The organism is Bordetella genomosp. 2, assembly GCF_002261345.1.
GTDB lineage: Bacteria > Pseudomonadota > Gammaproteobacteria > Burkholderiales > Burkholderiaceae_B > Bordetella_A.
Window position 1 is genome coordinate 241,759 of record NZ_NEVT01000002.1, and the last position, 13,833, is coordinate 255,591.

Consider the following 13,833-nt stretch of genomic DNA (forward strand, 5'->3'; position numbering starts at 1 on the left):
TGTTCGCCATTCAGGGCGAGACGACGTCGCGCAATAACCCGCGGCCGGCCCCGCTGCTATCCATTGGCAAGGGCTTGCATTCCTTGATGCTCCCCACCCGGGGCGCGGCCGGCGGGCCGTCGCCGGCGACATTCCCGGCGAATTCGCGGATCCGCGCCGCGAGTGCCGGCGTCGGCTTTTCATAACTGTAGCAATACGGCGGCTGCGGCACGCGTTCGGGACGGTAGTCCTGCAGCACCGGCACGGCGTCGCCCAGGTACAGGTTGTCTTTCATGCGCAAGAAGGCCTTGTAGTCGCGCGTGTAGCCATGGCGGGCCTTGCGTTTTTCGTAGGCGCCGCGATCGGACTCGCCGTTCTCCAGCGCAGTCCGCCCGGGCGCAACAGGTATATAGCGGCAGTAGTTCACGTTGATGCCTTCCACCGTGGGGAAGAATTCGGGTTCCACGCATTTGCGCTGCGCATCGTTGCTGAATATGTTGCCCTCGACCCGGGCCCGGGCTTCCAGGCTGAAGCTCATGCCGTAGAAATCCCAGTTCTCCAGCAGGTTGTTGAACAGGTGGAAGTTGCCGAACTGGGCCCTCGGGTTGCGCTGCACGGTATTGAAGAAGTAATTGTGGTGCAGCGTCACCCGGGCGATGGAATCGCGATCGTAGTTCTTGAACAGGTCTTTCGAGGTGATGTTGTTCAGTAACATCACCTTGTTGGAGTCATGGAACTTCGTCCATGAGATGGTCACGTCGGTAGCGCCGTTCTTCACGTTGAGCAGGCGGTCGGACATGCGCGCCAGGTCGAGGTGGTTCACCCAGACGTCGCGGCTGCCATTGGCGATATTCACTGCCTGGGTGAGCCTGTTCAGGCGCCCGTCGATGGTGAGATGCGTGAGTATGACGTTGTTGCTGCCGTACACGCCCAGGCCATCGTCGATCAAGGTGACTTTCCTGCCGCGTCCGTCGATCGTCGTATTCGACGGCACGCGCAACTGCGAGTCCAGGACGATGGTCATGTCGGACGCGAAGCGGATCCAGGCCGGTTCTTTCCTGGCCTGCTGCAGGGCGGCGCGCAGCGTCCCGGGGCCGGCATTCCGGTCGGAGGTCACCTCGATGAACCTGCCGCCCAGCCCGCCGGTGGCCCTGGCGCCGTAGCCTTCGCGTTGCAGCAACAGAGAAGAGATGAACGAGCAGCTTTCAACCGGGCTCCGGCACGATTCATTCGCCGCGGCGGCGCAGCCGTACAGCATGGCCACGGCGAGCAGCCAGCGCATCAGGGTCGTTCCCGGTGTCATCGAGGCTTGCTCCTCATTGCCGCGCGGACCGGTCCGCGGATGCTACGTGGCGCCAGATTCCCCCGCTCAGGCGCAGGTTCTCCGGCGGCCCCGCCAGATGCTGCCTGAGCCGCTCGAAGTAGGCTTTCTGCCATCGCTGCGAGTACGCCTCGGCACCCTCGCCGGGTTCCACGGCGGGCAGCATTTCCAGGGTGTAGGCCACTTGGCCGTTCTCCCAGCGGGGGGCGTAGAAGACCGAGGGCACGCCATGCCGGTGGGCCAGGTGGGAGGCAAAGCTGGAGTACGTCACCTGTTGCCCTGCGAAGTCGGTGCGCGGCGCGGCCGGGTTCGCCGCGCCGTCTATCGCCAGGCACAGCACATAGCCCGATCCGAGCGCGCGCATGCAGGCCTTGGCGACCTGCGCTTCGGTCTGGTCGGCGGTCGAGATGAGGGCTGCGGAATAACTGCTCTGCGCGACGCTGGGCGCCGTCGCCAGCCAGCGAGAGGGAATGCCCAGCAGTTCCAGGGCCATCAGCCCGGCGTACATCGGACCGACGTGCGCGGTGGCGACGACCACGCCCCGGCCGGCCGCCAGCAGCGGCGCGAAAAAGCGCTCGGCCGTATCGAGCTCGCCCAGCAGATGCATGGCCTCTTCGGCGCTGTCTTCGCGACATTCGAGCCAATCGAGCAAAAGATGATCCACCAGGTGGCCCCAGCGCGCCCGGCGCTCCCATTGGGCGCGATCGGCGGCGGGGTCGCCGCGCAGCGACCAGGCCCAGTCGAGCCGGGGTTGCGGTATGGGCGCCGTATCCAGCCGCGCCTCCAGCTCGGCCATGGCCTCCTGGAACGTGCCCGGGAGTTGGGCGCCGCGTTGCGCGACGTGTTGTTCGAACAGCGTTTCGGCCGCCTGCTTGCGGCCCGCCTGGGATAGCGCGCCGATGGCGGCGCGCTGCCAGATCAGTTTCCCGGGGGACTGCGCGACCAGCTTCATCAACTGATCGGCGGCCTCGTCATATTGCTGGGTATAGCGCAGCGCCCGGGCATAGAGGCCGCGCGTCTGCTCCAGCTCGGGCGCCAGGTCGACGGCCTGCTTGAGGGGCGCCACCGACTCCTTGTAGCGCCCGGCCCGCAACAGCGTTTCACCGTAGAGCGACAGCAGCCGCACATCTTGCGGCGATGCCTGCAACCCTGCTGCGAAATGCGCCAGGGCGTGTGTCTTGCGATCTTCCTCGCCGGCGCGCCGGAGGTGGGCCATTCCCAGGGACGTGCGCAAGGCCGGGCAGTCGCGCCCGGCGTCCAGCGCGGCATTGCCGAGCTGGATCGAGGCTTCGATTCGGCCATCCTCGAGCAAGGCGCGCACGGCCATCGTGGCCGCGCGTTCGTTGGGCAGCTGGTCGGCGTGCAAGTCCGCCGCGATGTCCGCCGCCTCGGCCGCGTCGCCGTTGCGCACGAAGGCCAGCATCCAAGCGTGCGCCTGGTCGGGATGGCGCTTTGCCATGCCGACGGTCGCGCGGGCTATTCCGGCGGCGTCGGCCACGCGGCCGGCTTGCACGCGCAACTGGATCCGCGCCGCGTGCAGGTCGGCCGCATCGGGGGCGAGGCGGGCGGCCGCGTCCGCCTCGGCGATGGCGCGTTCCCATTGCTCGGTACGACCGAACAGGCTTGCCAGCAGGCGCCGCTCGTCGGCGCGCAAGGGATAGGCCTTGACGAGTATTTCGAGCGCGGCGATTGCCGGGGCGAGCCGGCCAGCCCGCACCAGCGGTGCGACCAGCAAGCGGCGAACGTCGCGCCAGCCGTCGCGTGCCTGCGCCAGTACAGGTTCGAGCGCGGCCATCCCGTCCGCCGGATCCTCCGCGGCAAGGATCGCCTGGATGACTGCGCGCAACCGGGCGGTGGCGTCGGCCGCGGCAGCACGGGCCGGGACTGCCGTATCAACCATGACGCAGCCCCCTGAACAACGCCATGATCGCGCGGAGGATGAACATGAGCACGAAGCCCAGCGCCAATGCCTGCAGCAGCAGGATCCCGGTGCGCGGGCTGCTGGGCTGGTCCGTCGGCACCGGCTGCGCGATGATGGACAGATAGCGCTGCAGGCGCAGGGCATCGGTCACGGCCTGCTGGTGCGACTGCTGCGCCAGCGTAAGGTTCGAGTCCGCGAAGGCCTGGGCATTGCGCAGCGCCTCGTACGATTTCAGCTGTTTCGCTTCCGTATTGCCTTCGCCGCTCAGGCGGTGGCGCAATGCCGCCAGCCGTTTTTTCAGGGCCGCGACCTGCAGTTCCGCGGGCCTGAGCATGAAATGGTCTTTGTTGCCCAGGGCGCGGATCTTGTCGAGGTTGATCTGCGCGGTGCTGAGCTCGGCTTCGAGCTGGCTGGACAGGTTCAGCAGCATCGCAACGGTGGCGGTCGGGTCGATGTTGCCGTGTGTGGTGCGCCACGCCGTCAGGGCTTCCCGGGCGGCGAGCGCCTTCTGTTCGGCGAGTCTGACCGAGGCCTCGCTCACCTTGAGCTTGTCGGCCACGCCCTTCTTGTTCATGGAGCTGACAAAATCCTCGGCCAGGCTGATGAGCGCCTTGGAAAGGACTGCGGCGTCTTCCGGCGAGTACGCGCTGACGCGCAGCACGTCGATCTGCTCCAACGGATTGAACGACACGTGCACGGACGCGCGATACGCGCGGTAGAGCTCGTCCTCGCTCGAGTCTTCGGAAAGATGGTTGAGCGGGTCCAGGCCAGGCCGGACCAGGAAGCGGCGCAGGCCGACTTTCTGGTCGAGCTGCTGCATGCAGTCGCGCGACTTGAGGAAATCGTTCACCGCCCAGCCGTCCACGAAGCCGCCCAGCATGCCGCCCGAGCTTCCGGTGGTCAGCAGGCTGGCGGCCCCGCCCATGGCGGACTGCTGGCCGGACCCGGACTGCACGAAGAACCGCGACTCGGCTTCATAGCGCGGCGTCGCGATGAAGAGCGCATAGACCAGGGCGATCGCGACGGGCGTCACGACGATGAAGGCGTTGATCCAGCGGTGGCGACGGCGTTCGCGCACGGCCGAGCGCCGCTCCCGGCGGCGGCGCTCGATCTCGGAGCCTCCCTCAGAGGCCGAGCTGCCCGTCGTCGAAGCTGCCGAAGACATCGTCGCCTGGGCTGCCGGATTCACTCCTTGGTCGTCTCGGGGGGAACCTGCGGATGCACTGGTCGAGGTCGTCCTCGATGCGGAGCGCGCTTCGTTCATAAATTAGGCCTTTGAAGCAATAGTCCGCCATCTGGTTCTGGCGGTAACTAGAAAAAATGAGTGTCCGGCCAACCAGCCGCTCTTCGAACAGCGCCAGCCACAGACGGGTGAAGCGGCAGGGTTCGAAGGGGATGGAACCTTCGATCACGTAGACGTCGAAGGCCGGCGCCAGCGCCAGGGCGAACGAGAATTCCTGCCGCACATAGAGCGGCCAATGTTCCATGGGCCGGGCCAGGCTCTGGGGCTCGCTGACCAGGTCGGCGACCAGTTCGTATGTGGCATCGGCGTCGATCTCGTACATCTCGCTCACGAACTCGATCATGCTGCGGCCGGTCGCCTTGCCGCGGATGAATCCTTGCCGGCCTATCGCCCAGGACACGTTGCCGTCATGCTTGACGAAGCCCTGGCGCGGCGGGCGCAGGTTGCACAGCAGGTCGATGATCTGGCGGTGCATCTCGGGCGCGTGCGACAACAAGGCATAGCGCCCGACGGGAATATCGAGATCGGCATTCGCAAGCAGCGACTGCCGGTCGCCGAAGGCATAGGGTTCGTCGGTTACGCCGTTGAGGTGGATCATTCTTGGGTGCTCACATCGGCTGGACGTTGGGCCGGGCCAGGCGTTCGGCTGCCAGGGCGACCACCATCAGGAAAACCAGCGAAGTCAGGAAATAGCCCAGGCTCGCGTCTGTCGAGTCATAGGACTCGAAGTACACGGAGCGCATCAACTGCATGCCATGCGCGAAGGGCGACCACAGCATCCAGGGCCGCAGCTGTTCCGGCAACTGCTCCGAGACGAAGAAGACGCCCGAGAAAATCTGCAGAAAGCGCTCGATGATGGGCGCGAGCCGCAGAAAGAACCGCCAGAAAGTCGCTATCGCGCCGAAAAGCACGCCCATCGCGGCGGCGCAGCATCCCATCAGCACGATATAGAGCGCGAGCCCGGCCCAGCTTTGCGGCAGCGTGATGAGATCCAGGGCATGGCCGGCGCTGATCAGCACCGCGAACACGGCGATATATATCGACACGTAGATGACCGCCTGCACCAGTGCGCACATCAGCGGCGTCACGCCCTGGAAGTTCAGCAGTCCGCGGGACGAGATGTACGCGCCGCTGCTGCGGAAGATGATCTGCCGGAACATGATCCATGTCGTCGCGCCCAGCAAGGAGAACGTCTGTACATCCATGCCGAGGATGTAATGCGTGCCCATCAGGATGTACAGCGACGATATCAGCGTCAGCAGCACCACCGGACCGACCAGCGCCCATACCAGGGCGATCCGGCTTTCGCCGTGCATGACGTGCAATTGGTGAATCAGCATCGCCATCAGCGTGCGCCCGACCGGCCGGCTCTTGTCGGCGTGGCGCGGGTGATGCCCGCCATGGAGGTACTTCAGGCGTTCCCGCAATATTGCCAGGTCGCCGGCCTCGCCCTTGGATAGTTCGATTTCCAGCGCAATGTCGTTGCGCGAGGCGCGCCGGCGGGCTTCGCGCGCCTCGTCCTGCTTGCGCCGCTGCACGCGCCGCGCATGCGCCGCGGCCAGGCGCCCGTCCTCCGCCACCAGCCGGGTCGGCATGTACCCGGACGCGAAGACGTCGACGCCCGCGCGGATATCCAGCTCCAGCAGGCGCACGATGAGGCGCAGCCGCCGCCGAGAAAAGTCGGCCAGCGTCTCGTCGACCGCGCTGCGCGCGATCTCCGTATCCAGCTCTGCCTGTACGGCCTCGTACACCGCCCGCCGGGCGGCCACGGAATCGTGCGGCTCGCCCTGCAGACGCGCCACCAGGGGCTTGAGCAGGACGGCCGGGGTGGCCTTTGCCTCGAACAGCGCGGCCGGATCCAGGCGCCAGGCGGCAACGCCCGATCCCACCGTGTAGTTGCCGTCTTTCCGGCGCGCGCGCCAGTTCTTGATCCGGTCCTCGTTGCTCATCGACACGCTATTGAGTCACCGCGGGCGTGCTGCCGGAGTCGCTGTCGATGGCGCGCGTGGCGCTGAAGCCGGCGCTCATGGTGACGCGGAACGCTGACAGGACCTTCTGCACCTGGGTGAACGGCGCGTCCGATATGTAGATGGCCTGGCCTTCGTGGACGGTGAATTCGCGCGCCAGGGCCACTTGCTCCGGACGCGTGAGGTCGAACTGATAGACCACCGGCAGCATGTCCGGCTTGCCGTCGACGCCGGCCTTGGCCGGCGTGAACAGGAACACGGAGCGCGGGTCCGCCAGCTTGTCGTCCAGCCCCCTGGCGTCGGCCAGCGCGTCCAGCACGCTGTAGTTGCGCTTGCTGATGGCCACGCGGCCCTGGTTGCCGGCCGCGCCCAGTACGGTCAGGTACTCGCGCGCGTCGTAGGCGGTGATCACGTCGCCCGGACGCAACAGGATGTCATTGGCCTGGTTGCGATAGATATCCGACAGCCGCACCGACGCCACCTGGTTATCGCGGCGCAGGCTGATGATGAGCTGCTCGGGGTTGGTCTGTACCGGAGCCGCCTGCGCCAGCGCGCTGCTCAAGCGCTGCGAGGTCTGGGTAATGGGATACATGCCGGGCTTGGTCAGGTTGCCTTGCACGGTCACCATTTGCCCGCGCGCACCGGCGGCGCGGGTGACGCTGACGTCGGCGCCGATGACGAGCCGGCTCAGCCGCGCAACGACGGCGTCGTGCAACTGCGCCAGCGTCAGGCCGGCGGCGTGGAACTTGCCCAGAATGGGGAAATGCACATTCCCGCCCCGGTCGATCTCCTGGATGCCCAGGTCGCTGACGCCGGAAGGATCCGCCGCGAAAACGCCCAGCCCGTCGCGCTCCCAGACTTTCACGTTGATGCCGTCGCCGGGAACCAGGCGGTCGAAGCCGGCCTGCGTGAGGTCGCGGTAGCGCGTGGGGAAATCGGCGACTTCGGGTACCCGGCTCGCCATCGCGAGTTCGCGCGAGACGGGCTTCACCACAATATCCTTGGCGTCGTTCGCGCTGGTCATCTCGCGCAGCATCGGGCCGGAGCGCGGCAACTGGCAGCCGGTGAGCGCCATGGCGGCAAACAGCGCCATGGCAATGGCCGTCTTGCGCCGGGGGCCAAAGGCCGGGGCGTTCATTTGCATAGAAACGTTTCTCTCCAGGAGTTCGGGCAGCCTCAGCCGGCCATCAGGCCAGCATCCGGCGCATCGGCTGGAAATCGATGCGCTCGTCGTTCTGCGACATGGGCATGATGGGCGCGCACAGGGCCAGGAACTTGGCCAGCATCGCGTCGAGGGAGAACAGCTTCTGCGCGCGATGGCGACTGTGCTCCTTCAGGATCTCGTTGCCGCGCACCTGGTCCGCCATCGAGACGACTTTCTCGCATGCCTCGTGCAGGTCCGGGTGCTCCACGTCGCCCAGCAGGTGGCCGGTCACGCCTTCCTCGAAGCACTCGCCCGCGCCGCCGGCGGGCGTCGAGACCACCGGCACGCCCAGGAGCTGGGCTTCGATCAGCACGTTCGGCAAGCCTTCGTAGCGCGACAGCAGCACGCTGACATCCATGCGCGAATACCAGAAGCCCACGTGGTTCGACAGGCCGACCAGCAGCAAGCGGTTTGTCACGTGCAGTTCTTCCGCCAGCGCGACGATGTTGTCGTGCAGGCGCCCGTCGCCCACGATGACGAAACGCGCCCGCGGCCGCTGCTTCAGGTAGAGCGCCGCCAGCTTGATCCAGAGTTGTGGCCGCTTGTCCGGCTCCAGGCGGAACACGCCGCCGATCGTCTCGGTAGCGTCGGAAGTGCTGGCCTCGAAGGCCTGCCACTTCTGCTCGTCGGCGGCAGCCGCATCGGTCGACAAGTCCGGCACGCCGTTGTAGAGGACATGGAAGCGCACGATCGGGATGCCGAGCCATTCCGCGTAGGCCTCGGCGGCCTTGCAGCTATTGCTGACGAAATGCACGCCCGGCACTTGCGCCAGCGCCTGGTACAGCTCGGGATACTCTTCGCGGAAGCGATCCTTGCGGATATTCGGCGGCAGCCCGCGAAACACGAGGTGTATGGTCGGCGCGCCGGCCAGCAGCGCAGCCAGCGCGCCGAACAGGCACGTGCCGTCCTGCCACAGGCTCACCACGTCGAACGCGTTGGCTCGCAATACCGGAGCGAGGCGCGTCACGCCATAGTGCACCGGCGGGGGCAATTGCTCCAGCAAGCGGTTCAGGGTGTCGTCGGGCACGGACTGGTGCGCGACCGACACGGCGGGCAGATGGTTGATTTCGGTGACCGGGATCTGCGCCTTGGTCAGCACGGGCAGGAAGAAATCGAGACCCTGCTTCTTGCTGGAGCCGGCAGGCTCGGTGTGCTGTTTCACCAGCACCTCGACCTTCTTCGGCCGCACCAGCACGGGAAGGGACCACTGCTCGGGCGTGTTGGCCATGCGGGTCAGTTCGCTGGCAAGCCGCGTGAGCTGGCGCTCGGCGCCGCCCGGCCCGAGGCTGCCCGTCACCAGCGCGACCGAGATCGGCTTGTCCGGGGTGTGCTCGGGGATCCGCCGGTTGCGGAAATGCAGGATCGCATGCTTCATCGAAACGATCCTGATGTCCTTGCCGGCCAGGTTGCCTTGCGGCTCAAGCGCCTGGTAGAAGGCGAAATCGCTGGCGAGCTCGTCGGCAAGCTCGGCCGCCTTGCTGCCGGGCGCCAGTTGCTGGGCGACCGGCGCGATCACCTCGAACGCGTCGGCCAGCAGGCCGCGCTTGCGCAGGCGCTTGGCGAACTCGACCCGCGTATTGCGGTCCGGATACTGCGAGATCAGCCGGCGGAACAGCGCGTCCGACTGTTCGTGCGCGCGAATGTCGCTCAGCAGCTTGGCGCGGGCGACCAGCCTGTCGGGATTCTTGCTCGATTCGGGCAGATGGCGGTCGACCAACGCCAGGGCGTCGTCGACATGCCGCTCTTTCACCAGGCGGGTGGCGCGATAGCGGACGATCTGCAGGTCGTCCGGGCATTCTTGCAACAGCTTTGCCCATTGCTCGGACATGCCCTCGTTCAACCCGGCCGCTTCCTTCAGCCTGAGGAGCAGGAAGCGCACCTTGGGGTCCGACAGGTGGTCGCGCGCCAAGGCCTGCGCGCGGGCCAGGTTGGCCTGCGCCACCTGGACCCGGCTCGAGGCGGTGACGATCTCTTCCAGTTGGTTGTGGATCCGCTGCAGGTCGGACGCGAGGTGCTCTTGCTCCGTGATCAGTACGTCGTTCATGCCGCCTTCCTGCGATTGAGCTTTTCGATCCACGCCAGGCAGCGCTCGATGTAGTGATCGAACTGCGCCGGATTGTCCGAACGTTCCTTGAGCTTGCGCCAGTACGGCAGCGCCTGCTCGAAGCGATGCAGGCGCATGGCGCCCACCGCGGCCAGGCGCAGGCCGACGGGATCGTCGGGTACGAGCTGCAGGATCTTCTCGCCCAGCGCCAGGCGCTCGGTCGTGCTCGATGCATCCAGCGCGCGCGCTTCCGCATACAGCACGGCGAGGATGCGCCGCTTCTCGTGATCGACTTCCGTCATCTGCGGCCACGATTGCGCGACGCGGTCCAGCAGATTCCAGGCTCTGCGCGGATCGCCGGCGGATAGGATCTCGCGGGCGCCGCGGATCGCGCGGGGGCCGAGCCTGCCGAGCTGGCGCTCGGCTTCGTCTTTGGCGGTCTGGTCGGCCGAGGGATGGGCGCGCACGGCCTCGTAGGCATCGATGGCCTCGCCGAACCAGCCGCCGTTGAACGCCACGCGCGCGAAGTGCAGGCGCGTGCTCAACGGCGCGGAGTCGGCGGCGGCGGCCTGTTCGAGGTGCCGCATGGCCGTCTGTTTGTCGCCCAGCGCGTCGGCGGCGCGGCCCCGCATCGCATCGAGTTCGGGGAAGTCGACCTGCGTATCGAGCGCGATGTCGGTGAGATCGATCACTTCCTGGTGGTTGCCCGCCAGCAGCGCGGCCCGCACGCCAAGACGCATCGAGCGCGCGAAGGCGCGCTGCGCGCGCACGCCGGCCAGGGCATCGGGATTGAGCAGGCGGTGGGCGCAGATGCGCTCGGCCGCGTCGCGCAGGCGCCCTTCGTCGAGCGCGCGGCTGCCTTCTTCGGCCCATGCCGTCGACTGCGCCAGCAGCCAGGTGCGGATGTCGTCCTGCCCGCTATCCGCCAGCTTGCAGGACACCGCCAGCGCGGCCGCCGCCATGATGAAGCCGCGCCACGAGGCCTCCTTGACGAGTTCGAAGGCCACGGCTTCTTCAAGGTCGGGAGACTCCGAGGCCAGGGCGCGCAGGCCCGAGCGGTCGCCCGCCACCAGCCGGTCGCGCCACAGCACCGCGAAGCCTCGGCCGTACGAGGGAATGGCCGCGCGGACCTCGTGGACCCAGCGAATGGCGGCGTCCATGTCGCCGCCGGATTGCAACTGCGAGAGCACCGTGTCGGCCGCTTCCAGCGCCGACGCATCCTGCGGGGAGGAGATGCGGAACAGGCGCTTCCAGTTGCCCAGGGCTTCGTCCGCAAAGCCAAGCTGCCCGCCCGAGACCGCCGCGATGCGGACGATTTCCGGGGTTTCGATCTCGTCGCCCAGCAGGCCGGAAGCGAGCGAGTAGGCGATGTCGTGGCGTCCGAGCTTGAAGTGGTTGCGCATCAGGATCTGCTCGGCCTTGCTGCCCGATGCCAGCGTGCCGTCCGGGCCGCCCAGGAGCGCAATCGATCCTTCGTAGTCGCCCAGCTCTTCCTGGATCCGGGCGAGCAGCAACAGGTGGTCGGGCAGACCGGGATGGCGGCGCAGCACCTCGCGCACACGGCGCGATGCGGCGCGCAGATCGCCCGCGTCCCAGGTCTTTTCAATGCCGTCGGCGCTTTCGTCGGCGGCCAGCTTGGGCACGGCGGGCTGCGAGGCGGATGCGCTCATCCGCGGGCGCATGAAGTGCTTGTACCAGTCGGCCGACAGGCGCTCACCAAAGACCTGCGTGTAGTGGGTCAGGTCGAGCCCGCCGTCCTCCATCGCCTCGGCTTGCCCGATCTTGCTCATTTGCGGCGTCGGGTCGTAGCAGGGCACGCCGATGCGTTCTGCGCTGGCGGTGATAGCGGCGATCAACTGCTCGCGCTGTTCGATCGGCACGTTGTCCGGCGTCAGGGCGTTGACGTGCGTGACGAACACCACCTTGTCCTGGCCCAGCAGATCGACGATCTGGCGCATCTCCTGCTCGATTTCCGCGTCCGTCAGGTCGCGTTTCACGACGCGGGCCAGCAGGTCACGGTCCTCTGGCGAGAGGCTCTTGAAGACCGGATCCTGGTCGAGCAGGGCGCGCCGCTCGGCCAGCCGGTCGGGGTGCGCCATCGACCAGAACGTCCGGGTGCGTGCGCGGTCGGCGAAGAATTCGCTGAAGTAGCGTCCGAAATAGTTGGACTGGACTGGGTAGCCGTCGATGGTCAGCAGCTTGCGCGAGGACAGCTCGACCATGTACAGGTCGGCCGGCTTGTGCGTGGCCTGGCGGGCCTGGTCGCCATTCGACGGACGGAAGATCACGCGCTGGACGTCGGCGGGGATGTCGCCTTCGCCGAACATGAAGCGGGCCTGCTGCAGTGCCTCGGTGCTGGTGTGCACAAACCCATAGTTGCGCCCGAGCTGCAGTTTGATGGGGTAGCGGCCCACGGCATCGCGCAGCGGCGTGTGGATGCGGCAGGTCCCGATGGGAGCGATGGTAAAGGCTGTCATTCAGGGGCTCTCCTGTAGAGGTCGATAACGCGCCTGAACTTAAAGAGTCCAGTACAACAGGTCGGACTGGAGCCGCTTGCTGTCGAGCACGGACTTCAGGTCGCACACCATGCCCCCGCTCTTGACCAGGCGCGGCATGTCGTCCCAGATGGAGTCCATGGTTTCGCGGTGGGGAACCGCGAGGATCAGCACGTCCATATCCCGGAACTCGTCGCGGTCGACCAGTTTGATGCCGTACTCGTGCTGCATTTGCTCCGTATCGACCATCGGGTCGCACGCAAACGGGGTGATGCCGTAGTCGCCGAGGGCGTTGTAGAGATCGACCACCTTCGAATTGCGGATGTCGGGCACGTTCTCCTTGAACGTCATTCCCAGGATGCCGACCCGGGTCGATGCATTGAGGCGGCCATTGCGGGCCAGCGTCTGGACCACGCGCGAGGCCACGTGGTTGGCCATGCCGTCATTGATCCGGCGACCCGACAGGATGACCTCGGGGTGATAGCCCAGTTCCTGCGCCTTGGAGGTCAGGTAATACGGGTCGACGCCGATGCAGTGGCCGCCCACCAGGCCGGGGGTGAACTTGAGGAAGTTCCACTTGGTTCCCGCGGCATCCAGGACTTCCGAGGTGCGGATGCCGATCAGGTTGCAGATCTTCGACATCTCGTTCATCAACGCGATGTTGATGTCGCGCTGCGTGTTTTCCAGCACCTTCGCGGCTTCGGCCACCTTGATGGAGGAGGCGCGGTGCACGCCGGCGTCGATGATTTTCTCGTAGACGCCGGCGATGATCTCCAGCGATTCCTGATCCTGGCCGGACACGATCTTGACGATCTTCTCCAGCGGGTGCTCGCGATCGCCCGGATTGATCCGTTCGGGGCTGTAGCCCAGCTTGAAGTCGACCCCGCAGCGCAGGCCCGACGCCTTTTCGAGTTCCGGTCCGCAGATTTCCTCGGTGGCGCCGGGATGGACCGTGGATTCGAATACGACAATGCAGCCCGGGCGCAGCACCGGTCCTATCGACCGGCAAGCCTTGACCAGCAGGGAAAAATCGGGATTGTTCTTGTCGTCGACCGGGGTGGGAACGGCAACGACGAAGAAATCGCAGCCCTCCAGTTCCGCCACCTGGTCGGTGAATGCCATGGGCGAAGCCAGCAAGGCCTCGCGCTCGATCTCGCCGGTCCAGTCATCGCCTTCTTTCAGCCGCGCGATGCGCCGCTTGTCCACATCAAAGCCGATGACGTCGAAGCGCTTGGAAAATGCGACGGCTACGGGCAGGCCGACGTATCCAAGGCCACACACTGCGATTCTCTTTACCACGGGGACCTCACTGTTTCATGTCGCGGACGGTCGCCGGCACCCGGGAAAGCGGTCGGCACGGAGCCGGAAAACCCTCCCGCGTTGCGGCGGCCGCTCTAAGGATTAATTACAAATCGATACTCAATTAAGCCCGCCGAGCAGCGAACCGACGAATCGTAGAGGGCCTGGACAGCGAATTTTTTTCTAAAAATTTTTATTGCTGTGGAAATACGTCAAGGGCGTCGTAATAAACCCCTCGGAATCCCGCAAATAATTACATCCATTACATAAATCGCAATCTGGACGCGGCGGAAATGTTATTAGCAAATATAGAAAATTGTGTTCTTTGTTTTGTTTAATCAAGCTGAAAAAACATAAGTT

9 protein-coding genes are annotated in these 13,833 nt (G+C 66.0%); all 9 read right to left on the reverse strand.

The window, feature by feature from the left end; genetic code table 11:
* Positions 1 to 10 precede the first annotated feature (10 nt).
* Genes CAL24_RS01695 through CAL24_RS01735 form a run of 9 tightly spaced genes read right to left on the reverse strand, consistent with a single transcriptional unit; the run spans position 11 to position 13,455 of the window.
* Complete coding sequence (locus tag CAL24_RS01695) at positions 11 to 1,282, reverse strand: pectate lyase family protein (RefSeq protein ID WP_249278459.1); 1,272 nt, start codon at positions 1,280 to 1,282, stop codon at positions 11 to 13.
* Between the two features lie 13 nt (positions 1,283 to 1,295).
* The gene (locus CAL24_RS01700; RefSeq protein WP_094805550.1) at positions 1,296 to 3,200 is read right to left on the reverse strand and encodes a tetratricopeptide repeat protein; all 1,905 of its coding nucleotides are present in this window, start codon (positions 3,198 to 3,200) and stop codon (positions 1,296 to 1,298) included.
* Positions 3,193 to 4,386 carry a sugar ABC transporter gene (locus CAL24_RS01705; protein ID WP_141218036.1) on the reverse strand — a complete coding sequence of 398 codons (1,194 nt, stop codon included), beginning with the start codon at positions 4,384 to 4,386 and terminating at the stop codon, positions 3,193 to 3,195. The genes CAL24_RS01700 and CAL24_RS01705 overlap by 8 nt, the downstream gene beginning before the upstream one ends.
* Positions 4,346 to 5,062, reverse strand: coding sequence for an ATPase (locus CAL24_RS01710; protein WP_028354621.1), 717 nt, complete (start codon positions 5,060 to 5,062; stop codon positions 4,346 to 4,348). Before CAL24_RS01710 ends, CAL24_RS01705 begins: the two co-directional genes overlap by 41 nt.
* 10 nt (positions 5,063 to 5,072) lie before the next feature.
* Positions 5,073 to 6,413: an ABC transporter permease gene (locus tag CAL24_RS01715; protein WP_094805551.1), complete on the reverse strand. Its 1,341-nt coding sequence runs from the start codon at positions 6,411 to 6,413 to the stop codon at positions 5,073 to 5,075.
* Positions 6,414 to 6,420: 7 nt separating this feature from the next.
* Positions 6,421 to 7,575, reverse strand: coding sequence for a polysaccharide biosynthesis/export family protein (locus CAL24_RS01720; RefSeq protein ID WP_094805552.1), 1,155 nt, complete (start codon positions 7,573 to 7,575; stop codon positions 6,421 to 6,423).
* A gap of 43 nt (positions 7,576 to 7,618) precedes the next feature.
* Positions 7,619 to 9,679 carry a glycosyltransferase gene (locus CAL24_RS01725; protein ID WP_028354624.1) on the reverse strand — a complete coding sequence of 687 codons (2,061 nt, stop codon included), beginning with the start codon at positions 9,677 to 9,679 and terminating at the stop codon, positions 7,619 to 7,621.
* Positions 9,676 to 12,156, reverse strand: coding sequence for a hypothetical protein (locus CAL24_RS01730; protein WP_094805553.1), 2,481 nt, complete (start codon positions 12,154 to 12,156; stop codon positions 9,676 to 9,678). The genes CAL24_RS01725 and CAL24_RS01730 overlap by 4 nt, the downstream gene beginning before the upstream one ends.
* A 39-nt stretch (positions 12,157 to 12,195) precedes the next feature.
* The gene (locus tag CAL24_RS01735) at positions 12,196 to 13,455 is read right to left on the reverse strand and encodes a nucleotide sugar dehydrogenase (RefSeq protein WP_094805554.1); all 1,260 of its coding nucleotides are present in this window, start codon (positions 13,453 to 13,455) and stop codon (positions 12,196 to 12,198) included.
* Between the last annotated feature and the right edge of the window lie 378 nt (positions 13,456 to 13,833).

Bases quoted from the DNA above. Each gene is read 5' to 3' on its own strand.
- CAL24_RS01705 (WP_141218036.1), bottom strand. From the start codon at position 4,386: ATGTCTTCGGCAGCTTCGACGACGGGCAGCTCGGCCTCTGAGGGAGGC.
- CAL24_RS01730 (WP_094805553.1), bottom strand. From the start codon at position 12,156: ATGACAGCCTTTACCATCGCTCCCATCGGGACCTGCCGCATCCACACG.
- CAL24_RS01715 (WP_094805551.1), bottom strand. From the start codon at position 6,413: ATGAGCAACGAGGACCGGATCAAGAACTGGCGCGCGCGCCGGAAAGAC.
- CAL24_RS01695 (WP_249278459.1), bottom strand. From the start codon at position 1,282: ATGACACCGGGAACGACCCTGATGCGCTGGCTGCTCGCCGTGGCCATG.
- CAL24_RS01700 (WP_094805550.1), bottom strand. From the start codon at position 3,200: ATGGTTGATACGGCAGTCCCGGCCCGTGCTGCCGCGGCCGACGCCACC.
- CAL24_RS01725 (WP_028354624.1), bottom strand. From the start codon at position 9,679: ATGAACGACGTACTGATCACGGAGCAAGAGCACCTCGCGTCCGACCTG.
- CAL24_RS01710 (WP_028354621.1), bottom strand. From the start codon at position 5,062: ATGATCCACCTCAACGGCGTAACCGACGAACCCTATGCCTTCGGCGAC.
- CAL24_RS01720 (WP_094805552.1), bottom strand. From the start codon at position 7,575: ATGCAAATGAACGCCCCGGCCTTTGGCCCCCGGCGCAAGACGGCCATT.